This is a genomic window from Vibrio sinensis (assembly GCF_003605645.1).
Classification (GTDB): domain Bacteria; phylum Pseudomonadota; class Gammaproteobacteria; order Enterobacterales; family Vibrionaceae; genus Vibrio; species Vibrio sinensis.
This window is the reverse complement of sequence record NZ_QVMU01000007.1, coordinates 1-25,350: the sequence shown is the minus strand read 5'-3', so window position 1 is coordinate 25,350 and position 25,350 is coordinate 1. Positions and strand designations below refer to the sequence as shown.

The 25,350-nt window shown below is 42.7% G+C and carries 23 protein-coding genes, 2 tRNA genes and 1 pseudogene; 13 read left to right on the top strand and 13 right to left on the bottom strand.

Features of this window, described 5'->3' with window-relative positions:
* Positions 1-8: 8 nt before the first annotated feature.
* From DZ860_RS09625 to lolB, 7 genes are all read right to left on the bottom strand, one after another.
* Positions 9-93: transfer RNA gene (locus DZ860_RS09625), tRNA-Leu, on the bottom strand.
* A 47-nt stretch (positions 94-140) separates the two neighbouring features.
* A tRNA-Met gene (locus tag DZ860_RS09620) sits at positions 141-217 on the bottom strand.
* Between the two features lie 282 nt (positions 218-499).
* Complete coding sequence (ychF, locus tag DZ860_RS09610) at positions 500-1,591, bottom strand: redox-regulated ATPase YchF (protein WP_120030726.1); 1,092 nt, start codon at positions 1,589-1,591, stop codon at positions 500-502.
* Positions 1,592-1,601: 10 nt separating this feature from the next.
* Entirely contained in the window at positions 1,602-2,192 is a 591-nt protein-coding gene (pth, locus tag DZ860_RS09605; RefSeq protein ID WP_120030725.1) for an aminoacyl-tRNA hydrolase, read from the bottom strand.
* Between the two features lie 131 nt (positions 2,193-2,323).
* Positions 2,324-3,268, bottom strand: coding sequence for a ribose-phosphate pyrophosphokinase (locus DZ860_RS09600; RefSeq protein WP_120030724.1), 945 nt, complete (start codon positions 3,266-3,268; stop codon positions 2,324-2,326).
* Between the two features lie 36 nt (positions 3,269-3,304).
* A complete protein-coding gene (gene ispE / locus DZ860_RS09595; protein WP_165862883.1) occupies positions 3,305-4,168 on the bottom strand; it encodes a 4-(cytidine 5'-diphospho)-2-C-methyl-D-erythritol kinase in 864 nt (287 codons plus the stop codon).
* Complete coding sequence (gene lolB / locus DZ860_RS09590) at positions 4,165-4,785, bottom strand: lipoprotein insertase outer membrane protein LolB (RefSeq protein WP_120030722.1); 621 nt, start codon at positions 4,783-4,785, stop codon at positions 4,165-4,167. The genes ispE and lolB overlap by 4 nt, the downstream gene beginning before the upstream one ends.
* Before the next feature lie 275 nt (positions 4,786-5,060).
* On the opposite strand from lolB, the gene hemA reads away from it, so the two are divergent.
* From hemA to ybaK, 8 genes are all read left to right on the top strand, one after another.
* Positions 5,061-6,317, top strand: coding sequence for a glutamyl-tRNA reductase (gene hemA / locus DZ860_RS09585; RefSeq protein ID WP_120030721.1), 1,257 nt, complete (start codon positions 5,061-5,063; stop codon positions 6,315-6,317).
* A 25-nt stretch (positions 6,318-6,342) separates the two neighbouring features.
* Complete coding sequence (gene prfA / locus DZ860_RS09580; RefSeq protein WP_120030720.1) at positions 6,343-7,431, top strand: peptide chain release factor 1; 1,089 nt, start codon at positions 6,343-6,345, stop codon at positions 7,429-7,431.
* 4 nt (positions 7,432-7,435) lie between these two features.
* Positions 7,436-8,293, top strand: coding sequence for a peptide chain release factor N(5)-glutamine methyltransferase (gene prmC / locus DZ860_RS09575; protein ID WP_120030719.1), 858 nt, complete (start codon positions 7,436-7,438; stop codon positions 8,291-8,293).
* A 15-nt stretch (positions 8,294-8,308) separates the two neighbouring features.
* Positions 8,309-8,692 carry a SirB2 family protein gene (locus tag DZ860_RS09570; RefSeq protein WP_120030718.1) on the top strand — a complete coding sequence of 128 codons (384 nt, stop codon included), beginning with the start codon at positions 8,309-8,311 and terminating at the stop codon, positions 8,690-8,692.
* Positions 8,693-8,710: 18 nt separating this feature from the next.
* Entirely contained in the window at positions 8,711-9,520 is an 810-nt protein-coding gene (locus tag DZ860_RS09565) for a SirB1 family protein (RefSeq protein ID WP_120030717.1), read from the top strand.
* A 96-nt stretch (positions 9,521-9,616) separates the two neighbouring features.
* Entirely contained in the window at positions 9,617-10,468 is an 852-nt protein-coding gene (gene kdsA / locus DZ860_RS09560; protein ID WP_120030716.1) for a 3-deoxy-8-phosphooctulonate synthase, read from the top strand.
* A gap of 468 nt (positions 10,469-10,936) precedes the next feature.
* The gene (ushA, locus tag DZ860_RS09555; protein ID WP_120030715.1) at positions 10,937-12,598 is read left to right on the top strand and encodes a bifunctional UDP-sugar hydrolase/5'-nucleotidase UshA; all 1,662 of its coding nucleotides are present in this window, start codon (positions 10,937-10,939) and stop codon (positions 12,596-12,598) included.
* Between the two features lie 169 nt (positions 12,599-12,767).
* Positions 12,768-13,241 (top strand): Cys-tRNA(Pro) deacylase, encoded by a 474-nt coding sequence (gene ybaK / locus DZ860_RS09550; protein WP_120030714.1) that lies wholly within the window; start codon positions 12,768-12,770, stop codon positions 13,239-13,241.
* Between the two features lie 135 nt (positions 13,242-13,376).
* Here ybaK and DZ860_RS09545 read toward each other — a convergent pair whose 3' ends face one another.
* Positions 13,377-14,627: a uracil-xanthine permease family protein gene (locus DZ860_RS09545; RefSeq protein WP_120030713.1), complete on the bottom strand. Its 1,251-nt coding sequence runs from the start codon at positions 14,625-14,627 to the stop codon at positions 13,377-13,379.
* Between the two features lie 244 nt (positions 14,628-14,871).
* On the opposite strand from DZ860_RS09545, the gene DZ860_RS09540 reads away from it, so the two are divergent.
* Positions 14,872-16,098 carry a DUF2066 domain-containing protein gene (locus DZ860_RS09540; RefSeq protein WP_120030712.1) on the top strand — a complete coding sequence of 409 codons (1,227 nt, stop codon included), beginning with the start codon at positions 14,872-14,874 and terminating at the stop codon, positions 16,096-16,098.
* Between the two features lie 69 nt (positions 16,099-16,167).
* Here DZ860_RS09540 and DZ860_RS09535 read toward each other — a convergent pair whose 3' ends face one another.
* From DZ860_RS09535 to bepA, 4 genes are read right to left on the bottom strand one after another with little or no spacing between them, the layout of a single operon-like run.
* Entirely contained in the window at positions 16,168-16,599 is a 432-nt protein-coding gene (locus tag DZ860_RS09535; protein ID WP_120030711.1) for a DUF2069 domain-containing protein, read from the bottom strand.
* A 2-nt stretch (positions 16,600-16,601) separates the two neighbouring features.
* Positions 16,602-17,171 (bottom strand): NAD(P)H:quinone oxidoreductase, encoded by a 570-nt coding sequence (wrbA, locus tag DZ860_RS09530; RefSeq protein ID WP_120030710.1) that lies wholly within the window; start codon positions 17,169-17,171, stop codon positions 16,602-16,604.
* Positions 17,168-17,512: an arsenate reductase (glutaredoxin) gene (gene arsC / locus DZ860_RS09525; protein WP_120030709.1), complete on the bottom strand. Its 345-nt coding sequence runs from the start codon at positions 17,510-17,512 to the stop codon at positions 17,168-17,170. Before arsC ends, wrbA begins: the two co-directional genes overlap by 4 nt.
* 37 nt (positions 17,513-17,549) lie before the next feature.
* Positions 17,550-19,004 carry a beta-barrel assembly-enhancing protease gene (bepA, locus tag DZ860_RS09520; protein WP_120030708.1) on the bottom strand — a complete coding sequence of 485 codons (1,455 nt, stop codon included), beginning with the start codon at positions 19,002-19,004 and terminating at the stop codon, positions 17,550-17,552.
* Positions 19,005-19,306: 302 nt separating this feature from the next.
* Here bepA and DZ860_RS09515 point away from each other — a divergent pair, with 302 nt between their 5' ends.
* The 4 genes from DZ860_RS09515 (at position 19,307) to DZ860_RS09500 (ending at position 24,886) form a co-directional block, all read left to right on the top strand.
* Entirely contained in the window at positions 19,307-19,543 is a 237-nt protein-coding gene (locus DZ860_RS09515) for a sulfurtransferase TusA family protein (protein ID WP_120030707.1), read from the top strand.
* On the top strand, positions 19,536-20,606 hold the full coding sequence (locus DZ860_RS09510) for an AI-2E family transporter (RefSeq protein WP_120030706.1): 1,071 nt from the start codon (positions 19,536-19,538) through the stop codon (positions 20,604-20,606). The genes DZ860_RS09515 and DZ860_RS09510 overlap by 8 nt, the downstream gene beginning before the upstream one ends.
* Before the next feature lie 177 nt (positions 20,607-20,783).
* Positions 20,784-22,655: a methyl-accepting chemotaxis protein gene (locus DZ860_RS09505; protein WP_120030705.1), complete on the top strand. Its 1,872-nt coding sequence runs from the start codon at positions 20,784-20,786 to the stop codon at positions 22,653-22,655.
* A 359-nt stretch (positions 22,656-23,014) separates the two neighbouring features.
* Positions 23,015-24,886, top strand: a complete 1,872-nt coding sequence (locus DZ860_RS09500) for a methyl-accepting chemotaxis protein (RefSeq protein WP_120030704.1) — start codon at positions 23,015-23,017, stop codon at positions 24,884-24,886.
* Positions 24,887-25,057: 171 nt separating this feature from the next.
* On the opposite strand, the pseudogene DZ860_RS09495 reads toward DZ860_RS09500, so the two are convergent.
* Positions 25,058-25,198, bottom strand: a pseudogene (locus DZ860_RS09495) (thioredoxin-dependent thiol peroxidase); the annotation flags it as partial.
* Positions 25,199-25,350: the final 152 nt, after the last annotated feature.

Here is a 25,350-nt window from a genome sequence, read left to right as displayed (position 1 = left end):
CTAAACAATGGTGCGGTCGGAGAGACTTGAACTCTCACACCTTACGGCGCCAGAACCTAAATCTGGTGCGTCTACCAATTCCGCCACGACCGCATCTATTCCTGATTGCTTTAAACTTAAAAGCAGAAAACAATTAGGAATGGTGGCTACTACGGGATTTGAACCTGTGACCCCATCATTATGAGTGATGTGCTCTAACCAGCTGAGCTAAGTAGCCAATACCATGTTTTCCGTTCCTTTCCGATTCGTTGCTGTCTCGTTGGGAACGGGGCGCATTATGCGTATCTGAGCGAGAACCGTCAATAGTTTTTTTGAAGAAAAATGGAAAAACAAATCGTTCGGTTCCTTTTTAAGCAAAGAGGCTTGTAAATGGTCAAAATCTGCTAATAAAATGACTAGCGCTTAGAAACTAAATTTGTTTGAGACCAACAAGATATAAAAAAGCCAGCGATTAGGCTGGCTTAGTTAATTATGCTTTGATTATTTGTTGAGCAAATAATTATACGTTAAAGCGGAAGTGAACCACATCGCCATCTTTTACGATGTACTCTTTACCTTCAAGACGCCATTTACCCGCGTCTTTCGCGCCGCTTTCACCGCTATATTGAATAAAGTCATCGTAGCCAACAACTTCAGCACGGATGAAACCTTTTTCAAAGTCAGTGTGGATCTTACCTGCTGCTTTTGGTGCCGTAGCGCCAACAGGAATTGTCCATGCACGTACTTCTTTAACGCCTGCAGTAAAGTAAGTGTGAAGTTCTAGCAGTTCGTAACCTGCACGAATAACGCGGTTTAGACCTGGTTCTTCAATACCCATGTCAGCTAAGAACTCTTCACGCTCGTCATCTTCTAGTTCAGCCATTTCTGACTCAATCGCCGCACAAACAGCAACAACAACGTTGTTCTCTTTTGCTGCGTATTCGCAAACTGCGTCTAGGTAAGGGTTGTTTTCAAAACCATCTTCATTCACGTTAGCGATGTACATAGTTGGTTTTAGCGTTAAGAAGTTTAGGTAATCTACCGCTAACAACTCTTCTTTTGAAAGCTCAACTGTACGAGCCATGCCACCTTCAGTTAATACTGGTAGTAGCTTTTCTAGTACAGTAATTTCAAATTTAGCGTCTTTGTCGCCGCCTTTTGCTTTCTTTGCGTTACGCTGAATCGCGCGTTCACAAGAATCTAGATCCGCTAGAGCTAGCTCTAGGTTGATCACTTCGATATCTTCGATCGGTGATACTTTACCAGCTACGTGGATGATGTTTTCATTTTCAAAACAACGAACTACGTGGCCAATCGCATCAGTTTCACGGATGTTAGCTAGGAATTTGTTACCTAGACCTTCACCTTTTGATGCACCCGCAACAAGACCTGCGATGTCTACGAATTCCATTGTCGTCGGCAGTACGCGCTGTGGGTTCACAATTTTAGACAACGCATCAAGACGTAGATCTGGTACTGGTACCACACCTGTGTTTGGCTCGATTGTACAGAACGGGAAGTTTGCTGCTTCGATACCCGCTTTTGTTAGTGCATTGAACAGAGTTGATTTACCAACGTTTGGAAGACCAACGATGCCACATTTAAAACCCATGATTGTAACCTTATTCAGCTTTGAACGTGTGGAGGCGGTTTTGTGCTTTTGGCAAGCCATCTTTAATCAAGATGTCTAAGCATCGAACTGATTCGTCCGCTGCTGCGTCAAGGAGCTCTTGCTCTTTTGCTGGCGCTTTACCAAGAACAAAGCCCGCCACTTTATCTTTGTGCCCCGGGTGACCAATGCCAATCCGAAGACGATAGAAATCTTTATTGTTGCCTAGTTTACTGATGGTGTCTCGTAAACCATTGTGACCACCATGCCCGCCGCCTTTTTTAAATTTAGCAACGCCGGGAGGGAGGTCGAGTTCGTCATGAGCGACCATGATCTCTTCAGGGTTTATCTGATAAAACTTAGCGAGTGCCGCAACTGATTTACCGGATAGATTCATGAATGTTGCCGGGATCAAAAGTCTAAGATCTTGGCCATTCATAGTTATGCGTCCCGTCAAACCGAAGAATTTTGGTTCATTCTTCAATGTGATGTTGTGAACGCGAGCTAACTCCTCTACCACCCAAGCACCAGCATTGTGGCGAGTTTTTGCGTATTCAGGGCCAGGGTTAGCCAGTCCGACAAGAAGTTTGATCTGTTGAGTCAAGGTTGGGATCTCTTTGGAATCTCAAAAGCGCAGTATAATAGCACACTTTTTTAATTGGATGCGATGGCAATAAAAAACCACCTCGAGAGGTGGTTTTATCAATGTTCGTTAAACCGACATTAACTGTCTGATTAGTTGAACATCGCTGAAATTGATTCTTCGTTGCTAATGCGACGAATTGCTTCAGCAAGCATGCGAGACAAGCTAAGTGTTGTTACTTTGCCAGTTGCTTCCATTTCTTTAGAAAGCGTTACAGAGTCAGTTACGATCACTTGGTCTAGCACTGAGTTACGGATGTTATCAGCAGCGTTACCAGAGAATACAGCGTGAGTTGCATAAGCGAATACACGCTTCGCGCCACGCTCTTTAAGAGCTTCTGCTGCTTTACAAAGAGTACCGCCAGTATCGATCATGTCGTCAACGATCACACAGTCGCGACCTTCAACATCACCGATTAGGTTCATTACTTCAGAAACGTTTGCACGTGGACGACGCTTATCAACGATAGCGATGTCGATATCACCAAGCGCTTTAGCTGTTGCACGAGCACGAACAACACCGCCAAGGTCAGGTGAAACTACAACTGGGTTTTCTAGACCGCGAGTTTGCATATCTTCAAGAAGAACTGGAGTACCGAAGATATTGTCAACTGGTACATCGAAGAAGCCTTGGATTTGCTCTGCGTGCAGGTCAATAGTTAGAACGCGGTCAACGCCAACGTTAGAAAGGAAGTCAGCAACAACTTTAGCTGTAATAGGCACACGAGAAGAACGTACACGACGGTCTTGGCGAGCATAACCAAAGTATGGAATAACTGCTGTAATACGGCCCGCTGAAGCGCGGCGCATTGCATCAATCATCACCACTAGTTCCATTAGGTTGTCATTGGTTGGTGCGCAAGTCGATTGAATGATGAAAACATCACTACCACGAACGTTTTCGTTGATTTGAACAGCGACTTCGCCATCAGAAAAACGAGAAACAGTTGCATCACCAAGGGAGATGTATAGACGATCAGCAATACGTTGGGCTAGTTCAGGTGTAGCGTTACCAGCAAATAGCTTCATATCAGGCACGGTGGAAACCTCAGGGTTGCGTCCAGTTTTAAGTGGTTAATTGTGGGCTAAGTGGTACTTAGCTAGTGTCTCATGTAAAGGCGAAACGTTTTTGCCTTGTGCTACAAAAGCGGAGACAGTGTCAGATAATGATTCGAAAACCTTATTAGCGGCTTCTTTGCTCGAAAATTCAGCAAAAACGCACGATCCGGTACCAGTCAGTCTCGACGGCGCGTATTGTAGCAGCCAAGAAAGTTGCTTATCAACCTCTGGGTAGAGCATTCGGACAATTTTTTCGCAATCGTTTCCGTAATTATCGTTAATTATTGCCGTCAAGTCGCGTTTTGGCGTGTTTCGCGTTAGCTGAGGATGAGTAAAAATATCGACAGTCGCAATACTGACATTCGGCCTAACAACAAGGTACCATTTTTCGTCGGGTGCGCAGGGAGTCAACTGCTCACCAACCCCTTCGGCAAAGGCGGAAAAGCCACGAGTAAAGACGGGAACATCGGCACCAAGTGCTAATCCGATGCTGGCGAGTTCGTCTGGAGTTAAATTAAGTTGCCACAAATAGTTGAGCGCAACTAAAACAGTGGCCGCATTGGATGAGCCTCCCCCAATTCCGCCACCCATAGGTAGAATTTTGTTTAACTCAATATCTGCGCCAAGCGAACAACCACTGTATTGTTTAAGTGCTTGAGCTGCTTTCCAAATGAGATTCTCTTCTAACGGTACACCTGGGATGGCAGGAGTTAACGTGATATTGCCACTTAGATTGGCAGTAATCGTTAACTCATCACCATAATCAAGAAATTGAAATAGAGTCTGAAGTTCGTGATATCCGTTATCTCGTCTTCCTGTTATATAGAGGAAAAGGTTGAGTTTTGCCGGAGAAGGCCAACGAGTGGTTTCGGTGATCATGGGTTGAGGGTCCACTTGGTAATAACAAGGTTGATAGATATTTGGTCTTGAATGAGTTTCATCTTTCGCGGTACTGGCAAAGCGACACCATTTACGATGACATCTTGATAGCTAAGATAGTTTAGTTGCCATGTTTTGCCGTTAATTTTTTTGCTTAACGTCGCCAGAGTGTGGGTTGGGTTAAGTTGATAGCTATCGGCGTCGGTGGGTAGGCCAAGTAGCCAGTCGTTCAGTTGTTCTATCGGAATGCTGAGGCCAGTTAGGCGATAAATAAGATCGTCAGCACTTTTGTCGATCACGACTTGATCATCGTAAGTCTTGGCTATGGCACGTTCAGGTGTAATGACTACATTGAAAACCGTTTGACCAAGAAAAGTCGTCATTCTTAGTTGGCTTGAGGTCGGTGAGTATTGCCATTGAAAATTGAGCGATTGACGTTCTTGTGGAGAAATGTAGCCTAACTTCCCCACTGATTGATATTGAGTGATGGTGGCTAATCGTGTTTGATGCGCTTCCCATTCCACGTTCGTCGTGCTGTTATTTAAGTTGGCACAACCCGATAATAAGGTCAGTAGCCCCACAATCCACAGAGGGCGTAAACGGCAGTATTTCAGCATATTATTGTGATATTCCGGTGAGGGTGAGGTTGTTGTGATCACTATAACATTGATGTGAACGAGGAAGAAAAGGATTCGTATCAGCAAGTGTTTTCGTTTTGATAAACTGTCAGCGGGTTAAAGAATGCTATATTTTTTAATGCGTTAAAGGTTGTTTTCTTTGTGGGTCTCACACCTTGTGTATTTATTTTTGGTATACCCTTTTATTACTTTGGGGCATCAAGTAAAATTCCGTCCTTATTTCTTCGCTACCTGACTCAGAGAATCCAAGATACATGTCTTTGCTTGCTATAGGTATAAACCACAATACAGCTTCGGTCGAACTGCGTGAGAAAGTCGCTTTTGGTCCGGATAAGTTACCTCAAGCATTGCAGCAGTTGGCTGAAAATCCGAACGTCAACGGTAGTGTCATTATCTCTACCTGTAACCGAACAGAAATTTACTGCGATGTTAAACCATCGGGTAAAAGTAAAGTCATCGATTGGTTGTCACAGTTTCATCAGGTCAGTCCTGAAAAACTAAAACCCAGTTTATATGTCCATGAAGAACAAGCAGCAATACGGCATTTAATGCGTGTTTCTTGTGGTTTGGACTCGCTGGTATTGGGCGAACCACAAATTCTAGGGCAGGTAAAACAAGCCTATACAGATTCTCGTACTCATTCAGCCGTTGATACTTCAATGGAGAAATTGTTCCAGAAAACATTTTCTGTCGCAAAACGAGTTCGAACTGAAACAGATATCGGTGGTAATGCCGTATCTGTTGCTTATGCGGCATGTACATTAGCAAAACACATTTTTGAATCTCTCGCTGATTCAACAGTACTACTCGTTGGTGCTGGTGAAACCATTGAGTTGGTAGCGAAACATTTATCGGCTAATGGCTGCACCAAAATGATTGTTGCGAACCGAACTAGAGAACGGGCGCAAATTTTGGCAGAGCAATTTGATGCGCAGGTAATCAGTTTGTCTGAAATTCCTGAACACTTACCCCGAGCAGATATCGTCATTAGCTCTACGGCAAGTCCTCTACCGATTATTGGCAAAGGAATGGTGGAGAGTGCGCTGAAAGCGCGTCGACGTCAGCCTATTTTGTTGGTTGATATCGCAGTGCCTCGAGATATTGAATCTCAAGTGGGGGAACTCAATGATGCGTATTTGTATACGGTTGATGATTTACAGTCGATTGTGGAAAACAACATCGAGCAGCGCAAAGTCGAAGCGATTCAAGCTGAAGCAATTGTAAGTGAAGAAAGTGCGGCATTTATGTCGTGGATGCGTTCGTTACAAGGTGTTGACAGCATTCGTGAATATCGACAAAGCGCGAATGATGTCCGCGAAGAACTATTAAGTAAAAGTATTCAAGCCTTAGCGTCTGGAGCCGATCCTGAGAAATTATTGATTGAGTTAAGTAATAAGTTAACCAATCGTCTCATTCACGTGCCAACCCGCGCGTTGCAAGTGGCTGCAGAACAAGGTGAACCAGCGAAACTCGCTGTCATTAGACAAAGTTTGGGTCTAGAAGACTCCTAATATTCAATCCTGAGTTAAATAAACTATGAAAGCCTCAATTCTAACTAAGCTAGAAACACTCGTTGAACGCTATGAAGAAGTTCAACATTTGCTGGGAGACCCAGGTGTAATCGGTGACCAAAACAAATTCCGTGCACTGTCTAAAGAGTACTCACAGCTAGAAGAAGTGACTCAGTGCTTCCAAGCCTACCAACAAGCGAAAGAAGATTTAGTCGCTGCGGAAGAAATGGCGAACGAAGATGACGAAGAGATGCGTGAAATGGCTCAGGATGAGATCAAAGAGTCAAAAGCGGCGATTGAACGTCTGACTGATGAACTACAAATCTTACTGTTGCCAAAAGATCCTAACGATGAACGTAACTGTTTCTTAGAAATTCGTGCCGGTGCTGGTGGTGATGAAGCGGGTATCTTTGCCGGCGACTTGTTCCGTATGTACAGCAAATTTGCTGAGAAAAAAGGTTGGCGCATTGAAGTAATGTCTTCAAATGTGGCTGAACACGGCGGTTATAAAGAAATGATCGCAAAAGTGAGCGGCGATGGCGTTTATGGTTCTTTGAAATTTGAATCAGGCGGCCACCGTGTTCAACGTGTACCTGCAACGGAATCTCAGGGTCGTGTACACACTTCGGCTTGTACGGTTGCAATTATGGCAGAAGTACCAGAAGCAGAAATTCCAGAAATTAAAGCTAGTGATCTGAAAATTGATACGTTCCGTTCATCGGGCGCGGGTGGTCAGCACGTTAACACCACGGATTCTGCTATTCGTATTACTCACTTACCAACAGGTACTGTTGTTGAGTGTCAAGACGAACGTTCTCAACATAAGAACAAAGCAAAAGCAATGGCGGTTCTAGCGGCTCGTATTACACAAGCAGAAGAAGCAAAACGCGCTGCTGAAGTATCAGATACTCGTCGTAACCTATTGGGTTCAGGTGACCGTAGTGACCGTATTCGTACTTACAACTACCCTCAAGGTCGTGTATCGGATCACCGTATTAACTTGACTATTTACCGCTTGAGTGAAGTTATGGAAGGTGATATTAGCAGTCTAATTGATCCAGTTGTTCAAGAATACCAAGCCGATCAGCTTGCCGCATTGGCTGAGGGCTACTAAAACGATGACCGCTGAATTCAGTGTTGAAAACACACTAAAGCAAGCGGCATTTAAGCTTCAGGAGGCGGGGAGTGAATCCCCATCTCTTGATGCTGCAGTCTTGTTGTGTCACGCACTTAACAAACCTCGCTCTTTCCTCTTTACGTGGCCAGATAAAATTCTGGATTCCGAGCAAATTACTCAATTTGAACAACGATTAATACGACGCCTCCAAGGTGAGCCAGTGGCTTACATCATTGGTGAACGTGAATTTTGGTCGATGCCACTTAAGGTTTCTCCAACGACGTTAATTCCTCGCCCAGATACAGAACGACTGGTTGAAATTGCGCTGGATAAATCGGTTTTGATCGACGGACCTATTTTAGACTTAGGAACAGGAACTGGAGCGATTGCTTTGGCTCTTGCGTCTGAGTTACCCCAACGTCAGGTGATTGGCATTGACCTAATGCCTGAAGCTCAAGCTCTCGCAACAGAAAATGCGCAACGTTTGGGCATTTCTAATGCACGATTTTTATCAGGAAGTTGGTTTAGCCCTGTTGAAGCCGAAGCAAAATTTGGCTTAATTGTGTCAAACCCACCTTATATTGATGAGAATGACCCGCACTTATCCCAAGGTGATGTACGTTTTGAACCATTAAGTGCATTAGTCGCACCAGACAATGGCTTAGCGGATATTAAGCACATTACTGAACACGCAAAACAATTTCTTCTCGATCAGGGATGGTTGATGTTTGAACATGGTTATCAACAAGGCGATGCTGTACGCGCTATTTTCTTGTCGCAAGGCTATGACCAAGTAGAAACGTTAAAGGACTATGGCAATAACGATCGAGTCACATTCGGCCGCTTTGTCAGTAAATAATAAGAGAGACATTTTATGTACGAAGGTTTAAAGCATTTTCATCTACTTACCATTGCGCTAAGTGCTTTGTTGTTATCAGTGCGTTATGTATTGATGATGCTCGACTCGCCATTATTGAATAAGAAATTCTTAAAAGTATTTCCACACGTTAATGATACTTTCTTATTGTTATCTGGGGTTGGCTTAATTTTAATGACAGGGTTTATCCCTTTTACGCCAGCAGCACCGTGGTTGACTGAGAAATTAACCTGTGTATTGGCTTATATTGCGCTAGGCTTCTTTACGCTTAAGCTTGCTCGTAATAAATTGCTGAGAACTTTTGCCTTTTTTGGCGCTCTAGGCTGGTTAGCTATGGCGGGAAAAGTGGCTATGACGAAAACGCCACTATTTTTTAGTTGATCACTGAAGGTTATAGATATGCCTAAGTTGTTTGATGAAGACTTTGATGCAATAGAACTGGCTGAAGGGGCGTTGGTTTTAAACCAAGCGATTGACCCTGAAACTCAAGTTCATTGGGCTGAACAAGAAATGTCTCGATTGTTGAAAGAGGCAGAGCTTGCATTGTTTCAGGAAACTGATGAGAAGCAGCGGTTTGAGTCTTTTCTACGTCTTTTCTATCATGATTGGGGTTTTGAAGGTGATCGTGACGCCTATTTTGATTCCGCCAATGCATTTATAGATAAAGTGCTAGAGCGACGAAAAGGCATCCCAGTAAGCTTAGGCGCTTTACTGCTCTACTTTGGTAGAAAGCTGGGCTTTCCACTGACCGCAATCACTTTCCCGACTCAATTTTTGGTTAAAGTGCAGTGGCATGATGAAGATGCTCTCTACATCAACCCTTTTAATGGCGAATATGTCTCTAAGCACATTTTGAGTGCTTGGCTTGTTGGCCACCGTGGTCCGTTTACTCAGTTAAAAGAGTCCCATTTAAAAGAAGTGGATAACCCAACAGTGATAGGCCGCTGGCTTGCTTTGATTAAGAGCGCACTGTTACGAGAAGAGTGTTACACGTTAGCACTAACTTGCTCAGATTTGGCGTTAACTTTTGAGCCGAATGATCCGTATGAAATTCGTGATCGAGGCTTTATTTATCAGCAGCTTGATTGCCATAAAATGGCGCAGTCTGACTTCCAATATTTTATTGACCAATGCCCTGATGACCCTGCGTCTGAATTGCTTAAGACGCAAGTCAATGCAATGAACGCGAGTCAGGTGACCTTACATTAATACCAATATTCGTGATTAGATCTTCTAATATAACTAGAGTTGGTATTCTGCCTCGTTGATCATCAACGGGCCAAACGTTGAAATAGAGAGTTTAAAATGGAACAAAAAATCGTTCACGTTGGTGATATTCCAGTAGCTAACGATAAGCCGTTTACCCTGTTTGCTGGTATGAACGTTCTTGAGTCACGCGATCTTGCTATGCAGATCTGTGAGCACTATGTAAAAGTAACGGACAAATTAGGCATTCCATACGTATTTAAAGCATCGTTTGATAAAGCAAACCGTAGCTCAGTACACTCTTACCGTGGTCCTGGTTTGGAAGAGGGTATGAAGATTTTCCAAGAGTTGAAAGATACTTTTGGTGTAAAAATCATTACTGACGTTCATACAGAAGCACAAGCTCAGCCTGTTGCCGATGTTGTTGACGTTATTCAGCTACCTGCTTTCCTTGCTCGTCAAACTGACCTAGTAGAAGCAATGGCGAAAACAGGCGCAGTGATCAACGTGAAAAAACCTCAATTTATGAGCCCAAATCAAGTGGGTAATATCGTTGATAAATTTGCAGAATGCGGTAACGACAAGATCATCTTGTGTGAGCGTGGTTCATGTATGGGTTACGATAACCTTGTTGTTGATATGCTTGGTTTTGGCGTCATGAAGAAAGCATCAAACGGTAGCCCAATTATCTTTGACGTGACGCACTCATTACAAATGCGTGATCCATCAGGTGCGGCATCTGGTGGCCGTCGTGAGCAGACCGTTGAATTAGCGAAAGCTGGTTTGGCAACGGGTATTGCGGGTCTATTCATTGAAGCGCATCCAAACCCTGATCAAGCGCGTTGTGATGGTCCATCAGCATTGCCACTTGATAAGCTAGAACCTTTCTTGGCTCAAATGAAAGCACTTGATGACTTGGTGAAGAGCTTCCAAAACATCGACATCAAATAATCACACTGATTTTTGATAACAAAGGCTGCCTAGGCAGCCTTTTTGTTTGTCTGTCACTTTTTGTTTTTTCTTGGCGATATATGGTGGTGATGTTTTGTTTTGAGAAAAAGCTTAAATAGGGCAAAAGATTGCGTAATTATGATCATTGAAACAAGTAATCGTTTGCTTGTGATCTTTTGTAAAAACAACGGTAAGTTTTCTCTTTCGTTGCACTTTTCTGTTCGATTTCAAGTGATCTGCTCTACATTATTATGAAATCGAGATGTTTGATGTTTTACCTTAATTTAAACTGTATCAAGTTTTAATCCTCAACTGAGTGAATAGTGTACAACACTATGTTTTACCGGAATATTTCCGAGTTGAGTATGTTTAAGTTCGTCAGTCATATATGGGGTTGGTATAACCATCTAAAGACTGAGCGAGCCGAATAGTAGTGGTCTCACAGATATTAGCTCAAAAGGTATGACAATGAAGCAAGGCCTTATCGTAAAAACCGCACTTAGTGCAGCAATTTTGGCAACGTTAGCGGGTTGCGCGACTTCTTCAACTCAAGAGTGGGAAGCCGATAAAACGTATAAACTGACGGTGCTTCACACCAATGATAACCATGGCCGTTTTTGGGAAAACAAATACGGTGAGTATGGCATGGCCGCTCGTAAAACATTAATCGATGAATTACGCGCAGACATCCAAGCGGACGGCGGCAGTGTTTTGCTATTGTCCGGTGGTGATATTAATACCGGTGTTCCTGAGTCAGATTTGCAAGATGCAGAACCAGACTTTAAGGGAATGAGCAAAATTGGTTACGACGCGATGGCGCTGGGTAACCATGAATTTGATAACCCGCTAGAAGTATTATTCCAACAGGAAGAGTGGGCTAACTTCCCAATGCTTTCTGCTAATATCTATGATAAAAAAACTGGTGAGCGTTTATTCCAAGCGTACCAAATGTTTAATAAGCAAGGGATCAAAATTGCTGTTATCGGTTTAACCACGGAAGATACCGCGAAAATTGGTAACCCAGAATACATTGGTGGCGTCGAGTTTAGAGATCCAAAAGTTGAAGCGAAGAAGCTTATTGCTGAAATTAAAGAAACGGAAAAACCGGATCTGATTTTTGCTGTGACGCACATGGGCCATTACGAAGATGGTAACCGTGGTATTAATGCACCTGGTGATGTTACGTTAGCGCGTTATCTGAATGAAGGCGATTTAGATATGATCGTTGGCGGTCACTCTCAAGAACCTGTATGTATGGAAAGCCCTAACGTAGTTAATATGGACTTCCAACCAGGCGATGAGTGTAAACCAGATATTCAAAACGGCACATACATCGTTCAAGCTCACGAGTGGGGTAAGTATGTTGGCCGTGCAGATTATGAGTTCCGCAATGGCGAATTGGAGATGGTCAGCTACGATTTGATCCCGGTTAACTTGAAGAAAAAAGTGAAAGTTAACGGTGAGAAGAAACGCGTATTGGTTGCTGATGAAATTGCTCAAGATGCTGAATTACTAGAATTTCTTCGTCCTTACCAAGAGAAAGGGCAAGACCAATTAAACGTTAAGATTGCGGAAACTAACGGTTTGTTAGTGGGTGACCGCAATATCGTTCGCTTTGAACAAACGAATTTAGGTCGTCTGATTGCAGCTTCACACATGCAACGTGCGAAAGCAGACTTTGCTGTGATGAACTCTGGTGGCGTTCGTGACTCTATTGAAGCGGGTGATGTCACATACAAAGACGTATTGACGGTTCAACCTTTTGCAAACATTCTTACTTATACTGATATGAATGGCCAAGAAGTTTTAGATTACCTAAATGTAGTGGGAACTAAGCCTGCTGATTCAGGTGCGTATGCTCAGTTTGCTGGCCTTTCTATGACGGTTGAAAACGGTAAAGTATCGAATGTGTATATTGGTGGAAAACAATTGCGTTTAGACCAAATGTATCGTTTCACTGTACCAAGCTACAACGCAGCTGGTGGTGATGGCTATCCAAAAATTTCTGATCACCCTGGCTATGTAAATACGGGCTTTGTTGATGCTGAAGTGCTAAAAGATTTCCTAGAAGCAAACAGCCCTGTTGATGTAAACAAGTTCGCTCCATCGGGTGAGATTGTTTATAAATAAGTCGCTGTAGTTGCAACTAATGCGGCTTAAAGGATTACGTATACGTAATTAGGTCAAGGTTGTGTAAACCTATACACAAGGGTTTGACTAGAACAGAAAGTTCGCATTAACTAAAGGCGCTGTATTGATACAGCGTCTTTTTTTGTCTTTGTAAATTCTGGAGGAGCTTATGACTCCAGCGATCAAACTCGCTAAGAAAAATAAAATTATTCATACTATTCATCAATATGAACATGATCCGCGTGCTGCTAGTTATGGCTTAGAAGCGGCAGAGTTGCTAGGACAAGACCCTAAGAAAGTGTTCAAAACTTTGTTGTTTTGTTTGAATGACGATCCGAAAAAACTAGCAGTAGCTGTCATCCCGGTTGAGTTGAAATTGAATTTAAAATTGGCGGCGAAAGCAGCTAAAGCTAAAAAAGCTGAAATGGCAGACTCGGACATTGCCCAGAAAGTTACGGGTTATGTCGTTGGAGGTATTAGTCCTTTAGGACAAAAGAAACTATTACCAACATTTATTCATGAAACCGCTGTATCTCAAGAAACGATTTGCGTCAGTGCTGGTAAGCGAGGATTAGAAATCGAACTTGCTCCTCAAGATTTAGCTACGTTAACGCGAGGAAGTTTTGCTTCACTGTGTCAGTGAGACTCAATGAACAATATGATCTGAACTATAAAAAACGCCCGCTAGACGGGCGTTTTGGTTGTTAATTCTAAACCACAGCTTTTCTAAACTACAGCTATGAGCAGTTGTAATTGAGCTAATGAGAATGGGGCTAGATTACTTTGTGCCTTCTTCCATTTGAGCGTTGTCCACCACGTGGTTTTCACCTAAGTCGTGTGGAAGAACTAGGTTTAGGAAAATCGCAACGATACCGCATAAGCTGATGCCTTGTAGGCTGAACTCACCGATACCAAAAGACATACCACCGATACCGAATACCAGTGTGATAGCAACAATCACAAGGTTACGAGACTTATGTAGGTCAACTTTATTATGGATTAAAGTATTTAGACCAACGGCAGCGATAGTACCAAACAGAAGAATCATGATACCGCCCATTACAGGCACTGGAATTGTTTGAAGAATCGCACCTAGTTTTCCAACTAGCGCAAGAACGATACCGGTAATAGCAGCCCATGTCATGATGACTGGGTTAAATGCTTTAGTTAGCATTACAGCACCCGTTACTTCTGAGTAAGTGGTATTTGGCGGAGCGCCGAACATAGATGCTGCGATTGTTGCGAATCCGTCACCTGCGATAGTGCGATGTAGACCTGGCTTCTTCAGGTAGTTTTTACCTGTAACGTTAGAGATAGCTAACATATCGCCAACGTGCTCAACCGCAGGAGCGATAGCAACAGGGATCATGAATAAAATCGCATTGATATTGAATTCAGGATAAGTGAAGTTCGGTAGCGCAAGCCATGCTGCTTGTTGGATTGGTGTAAAGTCCAACACGCCGAAGAAAAAGCTAGCTACATAACCAGCAACAATACCGCCAAAGATAGGAACCAGTTTCAGGAAGCCTTTAGCAAAAATGCTAATGACCACTGTCGTAGTTAGAGATATTGCTGCAATCCACATAGCAATGCCGGCATCAATTAGCTGTACAGCACCGTCACCCGTTTTACCTTGTGCCATATGAACAGCTGTTTCAGCAAGACCTAAACCAATAACCATGATGACAGGACCAACGACAACAGGAGGCAAGATTCTGTGAATAATTTCTACGCCACGAACCTTAATCAAAGCTCCTAGACCAACATAGACAACACCCGCAGCCATTAAGCCGCCCATGGTAGATGGAATGCCCCATGTTTGTACGCCATACATAATTGGTGCAATAAATGCGAAAGAAGAAGCTAGGAAAATTGGAACTGATCGGCGGGTAATAAACTGGAAAATAAGAGTACCAATACCAGCACCAAATAAAGCTACGCTAGGATCAAGTCCTGTAAGAAGTGGAACCAAAACCAGTGAACCAAATGCGACGAACAGCATTTGTGCACCTTGAATGGCAGTTTTCATATTGTTATTCCTTTGGGTGGCAAACAGAAGAGCAAACCGGTCTTCATAAATAAAATCGCGGGATTCTATCATCATGGCAAACGATTACATTCTGAACTAGATCAAAAAAATCAAAATTTTATGAATATTTTATTTATTGATAGATTGGACAATCAAAAAGCAAATTCTGACGCCTGTTGTTGCTCCTGTTGGAATAGTTGCTTATCATCACCGTCGCAACTATGAAACAGACACTAGGAAAAGTATGCGTTATTTAGCGTTGTTCACATTAGTTAGCTTGCCAGCGATGGCGATGACTAATGTTGACTTATATCGTACAGAAGTCGTTCTTGAGCAAAATGTAAAGAACGCCGATGCACAAGCTCGCGTCGACGGAATGAAAGAAATCATTGTTCGAGCATCTGGTGATCGAAGCGCTTTGGATAATGATGTCGTGAAAAAAGCGCTAAGCCAAAATTCACAATACCTTTCCCAAATGAGCTATGGACAGATTAATAACCAAAAAACCATGCAATTGGTCTTTAGTAAGCCACAAATTCAGACCTTATTAGGTCAGGCAAAGTTGCCTATTTGGCCTGCAGAGCGTGCCAATATTTTGGTTTGGTTGGTTGAAGAAACTCAAAATGATCGTTCTATTGCATGGGAAGATTCGTCATCCAGCACTTTGCAGCACATTAAACAACAAGCAGAAGACCGCGGGCTGCCTTTGACATTGCCTGTGGGTGATTTTGATGATGCGACTGGGATTAATGTCTCTGATTTATGGGGGGGCTTTGCTCAACCAGTTGGCGCTGCAAGTCAACGTTATCCTGTCGATGCAGTGATGGTCGTTCGTGCGCAAGGAGATACATTACGCTGGACTCTTTACGACCAAAAGCCTAATACAATTGGCGTAACACGCCAAGCACCAATGTCAGGCTCGGCTCAAGGTGTCGATTCTGCGAATCAGATGATTGATCAGATCAGCCAATATTATGCAAAAAATAATGCGGTTGTATTGGCAGATGAATCATCAGAAGCGGTGAAGATTCGGTTTGTTGATCTTGGTAACGCGGTTGACTTCTTCTTGTTGGAAGAACAGTTGAAGAAATTGAGTTCTGTTGCGTCATTAGATATTTTGACGATTCAAGGCCAACAAGTGACCTTTAAGGTTCACCTACTGACTTCTTCTAGTGAATTCGAGCAACAGTTAAGCCGAATGTTAGATGTGACGCGTTTAGATCCTGTCATTGAAGTTCCGGCGATTGAACCTCAAAAAATTGAGCCAGTAATTGAAGCAACTCAGCCTGTAGCGAATAGTGCTAATTCTGAAGCGGCTTCCGTTGAGGCTAAACCCGCTGTCGTGCCCGTTGGAGAAACTATTTTACTTTATGAGTGGAATGGCGCGCCGGCTACAGTTCCTGTGCTTACGGAAGTGACTGAACAGGAAGCGGAACCTGTGGATGGTATTCAAGATAGCATGACGTTGTAATTCACTAACGTTCTCATATGGAAATAAAAAAGGTCTGACATTGTCAGACCTTTTTTATTTAAGCGAACATTATTCTTTAGATTCGAAACGTTTTTTTTCTTGTTTTTCGACTTCGGATAATCGCGTAAGTTTGAGTCCCAACTCTTTTCCTCGGCTGCGGGCATAAAGAATATTGCCAATAAATGCCAGTGTGACAAGTAAGAGTTCGACCACAGCTAACCAACGTTCACCGCCATCGATATATAAGATAGTAAACCCATGTAAAAAATAGAGCATTAATACAAAGTTTGCCCAAGCATGGGTATAGGGTTTACCTGCAAGAATGCCGGGAAGAGGAAGTAATAATGGAATACACCAAGCAATCGCTAATGTCGTGCTGTTGGTGATATGTGGATGAGGGGATAAAGAGAGCTGCCATAGCGCAATCCATGCGAGTAACCCCAAGTTGCCGAATATGGCCATGAGGCGAAAGAGTTTTGTTCTAGGTTGCATTTCCTGCATGCTTAATCGTCCTTTAATTTCAATGCAGTTCGCGCTAGGCGTTGGCCTAAACGTTGCGCGAGCTTGCTCTCCTCAGGAGTTAGTCTCTGTGATGTCGAATTAACAGAAGTCGCACCATAGGGAGTCCCTCCACTGCGTGTGGTATGTAATTCAGGTTCAGAGTAAGGAATTCCGAGTATCATCATCCCGTGGTGCAGTAGTGGTAGGTGCATACTTTGTAATGTGGTTTCTTGTCCACCATGCATTGAAGATGAAGAGCTAAACACACAAGCTGGCTTATCGATCAATGAACCGGATATCCATAAACCGGTGGTTTGATCCCAAAGGTGCTTGAGTGGTGCAGCCATATTACCAAACCAAACCGGGCTACCTAATGCCAGTCCATCGCATTGAGCGAGTTCATTCAGCGTTATAATAGGGTCTTGCGCGGTATCTTCTGCATTGAATTCTTCAACGGTGCGTAATAACGCCTCGCAATTGGGTACCGTTTCAATACCGCGAGCAATTTGTCTTGCGAGGGCACGGGTATTTCCGTGCCGACTGTAATACAGAACAATGAGTTGGCAACTCATAGAATCTCTAGTACTTGCTCTGGTGGGCGACCGAGACGAGCCTTGCCATTGGTAACGACGATAGGACGTTCAATAAGCTTTGGGTTTTCAGCCATGGCGCTGAACAGTTGCTCATCAGTTGCTTCACCCAATTCAAGCTCTTTATAAATGGCTTCTTTAGTGCGCATCATGTCGCGAACATTGCTCAGTTCTAATTGTGTAAAAAGTGTTTTTAACGTTTCCACACTTGGGGGAGTATCTAGGTAAAGCACGATCTCAGGTGTTATGTTTTTTTCTTCTAGTAGCGCTAAGGTTTGACGGCTTTTTGAGCAGCGAGCATTGTGATAAATCACGACTGACATACGTTTTTCTCCATTTTAATTGTTTTAACGTTTTTAATTATTGTAATGCGAGGAATCTGTCACGTTGAACCATTAACTGATCAATTCTCGCATCGTATCTGGCTTGTTTTAAACTGCCTAACTCAGCTAATTGGCTAGCTTCAGTATAATACTGTATCGCCTTGTTCCAATTTGCTTTAAGCGCCAAAATTTCGGCTCGGGCAGCAAGATCTTCATCGCTATCTCCAATACGAATACTGGCTTCGGATAATAAGTGCCATCCATTGACATCATTTGGGTGATCGTGGGTATAACGTTGCAAAGCTCGAATAGCTTCTTGATATTTTTCTAGCTTAATGAGCGTGTTCGCGTAGTTTATTTCTAATACCGCATTGTTTGGATTGGTTTTCATCGCTTTTGTCAGCATGCTTAACGCGGTATCGGCTTTATTCTGCGCTATATACAGATCGGTTAATGCATCGATATAAAACTTGTTGTTGGGATCATTGGCCAGTAACGGCTGCAATATGGCGTTGGCTTGTTCAAGCTGATTGTTATCAAGTAACACCAGTGCTCGCCCGTAATCGAAAGCGGGATGAATAGATGGGGCAGCACGCTTTTCGGTGCGGTCAAACCAATCTTTTGCTGCTTTCGAATCGATGCCTGCATATCGTGCAACGATACGTGAACGGGCTAAATGATAGTCAAGAGAGGGTTGAACTCTATGTGGTGGATATCCTTGAGCTCGGGCACGGCTATCGGTAATTCGGTCTTCAGGAAGTGGGTGAGTCAATAGCATTGGTGGTGGCTTACTTGCGTAACGATATTCATCGGCAAGACGACCAAAAAAGCGTGGCATCGCTTGAACATCAAAGCCTGATTTTGCCAAGGTGGTGATACCAAAGCGGTCAGCTTCTTTTTCATTGCTACGAGTATAGTTTATTTGACTCTGTGCATTACCAGCCGTAGTTGCGGTAATAGCGGCTAACCCCGCTTCTGGAGCCGCGATGGCAAGTAATAATGACCCTGCTAATGCCGCGATAGTCGCTGGCGAACGACGAGCTTGGTCTTCCATGCTTCGCGCTAAGTGACGTTGTGTTACGTGAGCGATTTCGTGTGCTACCACAGAGGCCAATTCACTTTCCGATTGGGCATGAAGAAATAGACCAGAATGAAGAGCAACATAACCACCAAAAAAGGCGAAAGCGTTAATGTTACGGTCACGGATCATAAAGAAAGTGAACGGAGTTTTTACATCATTAGCATGAGCGACTAAGCGATGGCCTAACGTATCGATATATTCATTTAGCACCGGATCACTGACAATGGGTTGGTTATTGCGAAGCATACGCATGTAAGCATCCCCATACTGCATCTCTTGTGCAATGGTGAGTGTACCGCTTGCAGCAGTGCCTATATCAGGTAATTCAATGTTGTTCGCGTAAATTGGCGCCGGAAAAGCAAAAGTGGCGGCAAGACTAAGGCAAACAAGTGAGCGCGTACGTTTAAACATTATTTATGTAGAACTCCATTTTTCTATACCCATTTGACACGTTTTCGCGAAGATGGTTTCACTTAATCATCATATCACCCAGTAAGCTTCTTGTTCATCCTTATGAAAGAAATAATAAAAATGTATCTAGGCTTTGTGCGGTCAGTAAATAGTGTGCCCTCATTTTTATTATCGTAATTTCGAGCTATGCAATGAATAACATTTTTGAAAAGAGATACTCTCCGGCTTTTTTTCATTTCCCCTGACGATGTGTAAAAAACACTATACAATACCTTATCTTTTGATAGGAACTGTACTTGAAGATGGAAGTGACCGTTTTAGACTTGCGCACTGAGCGTTGTCCGATGGCGTTATTACTCGCTAAGCGTCACGTAATGACATTGTTGCCAGAACAACAAAGTCAAATTCTTATCTCAGATTTAAGTTCACTATCAGATATTGAAAGTTTTCTTCACCGGCAAGCATTTGATGTTCGGCGTCAGGAGAAAGGTAGATACTACTGTTTGCAAGTGACCAAAGGACCGTTATTGAATGTTTGAAATGGTGACCCGCTGGTATCAGAGACGCTTCTCTGATCCCCATGCTGTGAGTTTGGTGGCTATATTATTAGTCGGCTTTATTACAATTTACTTTTTTGGCAATTTGATTGCGCCGCTGCTGGTGGCGATTGTATTGGCTTATTTACTCGAGTGGCCTGTTGCTCAATTGTCTAAATTAGGCGTGCCTAGAACGCTTTCGGTCATCTTGGTTATTTTGACATTCTTTAGTGTCATGCTGGTCGCTTTGCTCGGATTAGTCCCGACTATTTGGGCGCAAGTAGGCAATTTAATTAATGACATCCCAAGTATGTATACCGGTTTACAGCACTTTATTGCTGATCTACCGAAAAAGCACCCAGAACTCGCTGATTTTCAGATTGTAGAGTCGGTGGTCACTAACATTAAAAACCAAGTTATTAGTGTGGGTGAAACAGTTGTTAAAGGTTCCTTGGCTTCATTAGTTAGCCTTGCGACATTGGCGGTGTATTTGATCTTAGTTCCATTGTTGATTTTCTTTTTACTAAAAGACAAAAAGGAAATGATTCGTCTTGCTAGTGGGGTATTACCTCGCAATAGAAAGCTTGCGACTAAGGTTTGGGATGAAATGAACGAGCAAATCTCAAATTATATTCGTGGCAAGGTGATGGAAATCCTCATCGTTGGTGGTGTGAGTTATGTGACATTTGCCATACTTGACTTGCGTTATTCGGTATTACTTGCTGTTGCAGTAGGCTTTTCGGTGCTAATCCCTTATATTGGCGCGGCAGCCGTAACAGTACCCGTTGCAATAGTTGGTCTTTTCCAATGGGGTTTAGAACCTCAATTTTATTGGCTTTTAATCGCTTATGGCATAATTCAAGCCCTTGATGGTAACGTTTTAGTACCGGTTCTTTTCTCTGAGGCGGTGAACTTACATCCAGTGGCTATTATTGTTGCGGTTCTTGTGTTTGGTGGCCTTTGGGGCTTCTGGGGTGTGTTTTTCGCTATCCCTCTAGCAACCTTAGTGAAAGCGGTTTGGAATGCCCTACCGAGTCAAGATGATGATGTGATAAATCATTCCTGAATAAAAATAATGCGAATTTGCAAAAAACCTCACGTCTAAAAGGCGTGTGGTTTTTTTTGGTATGTAATATTGTATGGGATTAATATTTACCTTATTTAATTGATTTTATTTCGAAATTCACAGTGTTGATAGTCGATAAATCTAGTGGGTAGGTCACAATATTTAGTGTGAGGATTTATGAAGTTTAGTCAAAAGATTGTAGCGGCGTCGTCGACTCTATTATTAGTCACGGTGTCATTACTTTCTATTCAACAATTGTCGTCAGCCAAACATGAAGTGGAAGCACTGATCGAAACTAGTTTGACGGAAATGATCGATGGAGTAAGAAACACGGTTGTTTCTGAAATGGAAAGCAAGAAATCACTCGCCGCATCAACGGCTGAGATATTCCAATTAAACCATGGCAATCGTGAGTATGTCGCTCGAGTTGTAGAAACCCCAATTTTAAAGAATACTTTTGTTGGTGCTGCACTTGGTTATGAGAGTGATGGTAAATTTGTTGAGAATACCGATGGCTGGGAACCGGGTGCCGATTTTGATCCTCGCACTCGTCCTTGGTATATCGACGCGAAACAAACAAGAAGCCTTTTGGTGACGTCACCGTATTTAGATCCTGCAACACGCTCGATCATTGTTTCGATTGGTGTTCCTGTGATTGACCAAGGTCAGTTCATTGGTGCTTCGACGTTTGATATGGATCTTTCAGGTCTTGCTGAGTTGGTTAACTCGGTTAACTTGTTTGATGCAGGTTATTTATTCCTCGTATCGTCTGAAGGAACCATTATTGCTCATCATGATTCTAAATTGAATGGTCAATCTTTCGCGAGTTATCTACCAGGTATCGACCTTGAAGTTGGTAATCAACGCTTTACTAAAGATGGCCATGATTTCTCCGTACGATTCTCTAAGATCCCATCTGAAAATTGGTACGTTGGTGCCATTGTTGATGAGTCTATAGCATACGCGACTATTGGCGAGATGCGTACCAACGCAATTGTTTATGCATTGGCCGGTGTTGTACTAAGCATCATCGTATTACTATTACTGATTCAAAAACTGATGCGTCCACTAGCTGAATTAAATGTCGCTATTCAGGGTGTTGCTTCAGGTAACGGTGATTTAACTAAGCGTCTAGATACCAATACGGATCCGGAGTTTGCTGAACTTGCAAAAGGGTTCAACCAGTTTACCGAGACGTTACAAGCGCAGCTTATTCAGTCAAAAGCATTGAGTGTTAATATCTTGGAAGGAACAGAAGTCACCGTTGCAGGTGCCCAATCTTGTTCTGAAGCAGTACAAACTCAGTTAGAAGAGCTTGAACAATTGGCAACAGCAATGCATGAAATGTCGGTGACAGCAACAGAAGTCGCTAACCATGCACACAGTGCTTCTTCTGCCGTTAAAGAGGCTGAACAGTCTTCATTAGATGGATCAAAAGTGGTAGGCGATACGGCTGATTCTATAAGTCATCTTTCTCTACGTATTGACCAAGCAGTTGAAGAAGTAAAAGGTCTAGAGACATCAGCAGGTAACATTGAGACGATTCTCGAAGTGATCAATGGTATTGCTGATCAAACTAACCTTCTCGCTTTGAATGCGGCGATTGAAGCAGCTCGCGCCGGAGAATCTGGTCGTGGTTTTGCTGTGGTAGCCGATGAAGTTCGCACATTGGCGAAACGTACTCAAGAATCGACGACACAAATTCGTACGATGATCGAGCAACTTCAAGCTGGCGCAAGCTCGGTTTCTACAGCGATGAGTGAAAGTAAGAATACCGCGGCTATTGCGGTTGATAGAGCACAAGATGCAGAGCAATCATTGCAAGCGATTCGCGAAGCTATTCAATGCATTACGGATATGAATATTCAAATTGCATCGGCAGCAGAAGAACAAAGCTTAGTTGCTGAAGAGATTAACTGTAACACACTAAGAATAAAGGATTTATCTAGTGAAGTTGCTCATGCAGCACTAAGCTCGCAAGAGACCTTGAATATTCAAAAAGATCATGTTCAAGAACAGAATGATATTCTTAATAAGTTTATTGTGTAGTGCTATGACCGAAAGTTAGCTGTCACTAAGAATAATGGGTGAGAGTTGAATTTAAGCCACTTGCTTTGAGCAAGTGGTTTTTTTTGCTTATTTTTCGTGAAGCCATACACATATATTGTTGAGACTATGTTGAATTGGGAGTCAATTGTAAGAATCAAGTTAATGAAAGAATTGCGTAATAGGTCGAATTTGAAACAAGCATACTTATGAAAACTAGTGCACCCATTATCGGTATGAAGTATCGTATATGGCAAATTATCACCTCACTATGTTCTTCTTTTTATGTAGCTATGTTTCTACACAAATATATTCAGGTTCAATGAGCATTGTGAAGTTATCTCAGTACAGTGTGAGGACTTATGAAGTTTAGTCAAAAGATTGTAGTGGCATCATCACTATTATTGTTGGTGACGGTATCGTTGCTTTCTATCCAGCAGTTATCATCCACCAAACATGAAGTGGAAGCGCTTATCGAAACGAGCTTAACCGAAATGGTTGAGGGAGTGCAGTATACAGTTGTTTCCGAAATGGAAAGCAAAAAATCATTAGCAGCGTCTACGACTCAAATATTTCAGCTTGACCACTATGATCGCGACTATATCGGACAAATCATCGAAACCCCAATAATTAAGAACACTTTTATCAGTGCAGCATTAGGTTACGAAAGTGACGGTAAGCTTATTGAGAACAATGATGGTTGGGAGCAAGGTGATGATTTTGATCCGAGAACTCGTCCTTGGTATATCGAATCGAAACAAAAGCAAAAGCTATTGGTAACGACGCCATATGTAGATTCAGCGACCAAAGCAATGATTGTCTCTATTGCCGTACCGATGAAGGTCAATAATTTGTTTGTTGGTGCTTCAGTATTTGATATGGAACTGACGGGGCTTGCGGACTTGGTGAACTCGGTTAACTTGTTCGATGCTGGTTATTTGTTCTTGGTTTCCGCTGACGGCACTATTATCGCTCATCATGACTCAAAATATAATGGTCAGCCTTTCTCAAGCTATTTGCCAAATGTTGAACTGGGTAGTAAGAACCAACGTTTTACACAAGATGGCCATGATTTCTTAGTTCGTTTTTCTAAAATTCCATCTGAAAATTGGTATGTTGGCGCCATTGTCGATGAATCGATAGTATATGCAGCCATTGATGAGATGCGCAGTAATGCCATCATGTATGCCTTGATTGGTGTTGTACTCAGTATCATCGTACTACTGCTATTACTTCGTAAATTGATGCTTCCTTTATCAGAATTAAATACAGCAATTCAAGATGTGGCTTCAGGAAATGGGGATTTAACCAAACGTCTTGATACCAATACTGATCCTGAGTTTGCCGAACTGGCTAAAGGCTTTAATCAGTTTACACAGACGTTGCAAGACCAATTAATTCAGTCAAAAGTGCTGAGTGCAAAAATCTTAGAGGGTACTGAGGTGACGGTCGCTGGTGCGCAAGCCTGCTCTGATGCGGTACAAACTCAGCTTGAAGAACTCGAGCAACTTGCGACCGCAATGCATGAAATGTCGGTGACGGCGACAGAAGTTGCCAACCATGCTCATAGTGCATCATCCGCAGTAGAACAAGCAGAACAAGCCTCTCTGTCTGGTTCTAAAGTTGTGGGCGATACTGCTGATTCAATTGGTCAACTTTCTACTCGTATTGACCAAGCCGTTGATGAGGTGAAAGGACTAGAGACATCGGCTGGCAATATTGAAACGATTCTAGAAGTCATTAATGGCATTGCCGATCAAACGAATCTTCTGGCATTGAATGCAGCGATAGAGGCGGCTCGAGCTGGGGAATCTGGCCGAGGTTTTGCGGTTGTGGCTGACGAAGTTCGAACGCTAGCACAAAGAACTCAGGAATCGACTACGCAAATTAGAGCTATGATTGAGCAGCTACAATCCGGAGCTAGCTCCGTTTCTGCTGCGATGAGTGAAAGTAAAAGTACCGCGATCATCGCTGTAGAGAAAGCTCATGAAGCGGAAGTCTCTTTGCAGGTGATAAGAGAGATGATCCAACGTATTACAGATATGAATATTCAAATCGCTTCAGCCGCTGAAGAGCAAAGCTTAGTTGCGGAAGAGATTAATGCGAATACACTGAAAATCAAAGATTTATCGACTGATGTGGCGAGTACATCTATTCGCTCACAAGAAGCTCTCGATGTACAAAAAGGGCATGTAAGTGAACAAAATGAGGTTCTAAACAAGTTCGTCGTTTAAATAGTTAATTGGTCGTTTAAAATATAAGCCCCTCAATAATTTGTTATTGAGGGGCTTATATTTATATTTTCTGTATTCAGTGAGCATTAAATACAAAGAAATAGCATTCGCTACCTTTTATCGCGTCGTTTTTTCAAAGTACGACACTTGTGATGCTGATGCTTGGAAAGTCTAAGCTTGCTGCTTAAAGTAGTTCAGCACGACGTCGTGATGATCTTTGGTTTTGAATTTATTGAACACGTGTTCGATAACACCTTGCTCATTAATGAGGAAACTGATGCGGTGTAAACCATCATACGTTTTCCCCATGTAATTACACCCTTGGAAAATTTTTAGGACCTAAATTTTGACGCCTGTCGACAAACTCTAATTTTAACAGTGGGTTAGGTTAATAATTTCTCTTTATGAGCTTAAATTATAGCAGTTGTCATAAATTTTTGTAAATCGGGCTGATTTTGACGCTT

Excerpts from the sequence above, each read along its gene's own strand:
- DZ860_RS09570 (WP_120030718.1), top strand. The coding sequence starts at position 8,309 with ATGTACGAAGGTTTAAAGCATTTTCATCTACTTACCATTGCGCTAAGT.
- DZ860_RS09500 (WP_120030704.1), top strand. The coding sequence starts at position 23,015 with ATGAAGTTTAGTCAAAAGATTGTAGTGGCATCATCACTATTATTGTTG.
- DZ860_RS09510 (WP_120030706.1), top strand. The coding sequence starts at position 19,536 with ATGTTTGAAATGGTGACCCGCTGGTATCAGAGACGCTTCTCTGATCCC.
- bepA (WP_120030708.1), bottom strand. The coding sequence starts at position 19,004 with ATGTTTAAACGTACGCGCTCACTTGTTTGCCTTAGTCTTGCCGCCACT.
- ushA (WP_120030715.1), top strand. The coding sequence starts at position 10,937 with ATGAAGCAAGGCCTTATCGTAAAAACCGCACTTAGTGCAGCAATTTTG.
- DZ860_RS09535 (WP_120030711.1), bottom strand. The coding sequence starts at position 16,599 with ATGCAGGAAATGCAACCTAGAACAAAACTCTTTCGCCTCATGGCCATA.
- wrbA (WP_120030710.1), bottom strand. The coding sequence starts at position 17,171 with ATGAGTTGCCAACTCATTGTTCTGTATTACAGTCGGCACGGAAATACC.
- kdsA (WP_120030716.1), top strand. The coding sequence starts at position 9,617 with ATGGAACAAAAAATCGTTCACGTTGGTGATATTCCAGTAGCTAACGAT.
- prfA (WP_120030720.1), top strand. The coding sequence starts at position 6,343 with ATGAAAGCCTCAATTCTAACTAAGCTAGAAACACTCGTTGAACGCTAT.
- DZ860_RS09515 (WP_120030707.1), top strand. The coding sequence starts at position 19,307 with ATGGAAGTGACCGTTTTAGACTTGCGCACTGAGCGTTGTCCGATGGCG.
- DZ860_RS09505 (WP_120030705.1), top strand. The coding sequence starts at position 20,784 with ATGAAGTTTAGTCAAAAGATTGTAGCGGCGTCGTCGACTCTATTATTA.
- prmC (WP_120030719.1), top strand. The coding sequence starts at position 7,436 with ATGACCGCTGAATTCAGTGTTGAAAACACACTAAAGCAAGCGGCATTT.
- DZ860_RS09565 (WP_120030717.1), top strand. The coding sequence starts at position 8,711 with ATGCCTAAGTTGTTTGATGAAGACTTTGATGCAATAGAACTGGCTGAA.
- DZ860_RS09540 (WP_120030712.1), top strand. The coding sequence starts at position 14,872 with ATGCGTTATTTAGCGTTGTTCACATTAGTTAGCTTGCCAGCGATGGCG.
- lolB (WP_120030722.1), bottom strand. The coding sequence starts at position 4,785 with ATGCTGAAATACTGCCGTTTACGCCCTCTGTGGATTGTGGGGCTACTG.
- hemA (WP_120030721.1), top strand. The coding sequence starts at position 5,061 with ATGTCTTTGCTTGCTATAGGTATAAACCACAATACAGCTTCGGTCGAA.
- arsC (WP_120030709.1), bottom strand. The coding sequence starts at position 17,512 with ATGTCAGTCGTGATTTATCACAATGCTCGCTGCTCAAAAAGCCGTCAA.
- ispE (WP_165862883.1), bottom strand. The coding sequence starts at position 4,168 with ATGATCACCGAAACCACTCGTTGGCCTTCTCCGGCAAAACTCAACCTT.
- ychF (WP_120030726.1), bottom strand. The coding sequence starts at position 1,591 with ATGGGTTTTAAATGTGGCATCGTTGGTCTTCCAAACGTTGGTAAATCA.
- ybaK (WP_120030714.1), top strand. The coding sequence starts at position 12,768 with ATGACTCCAGCGATCAAACTCGCTAAGAAAAATAAAATTATTCATACT.
- DZ860_RS09545 (WP_120030713.1), bottom strand. The coding sequence starts at position 14,627 with ATGAAAACTGCCATTCAAGGTGCACAAATGCTGTTCGTCGCATTTGGT.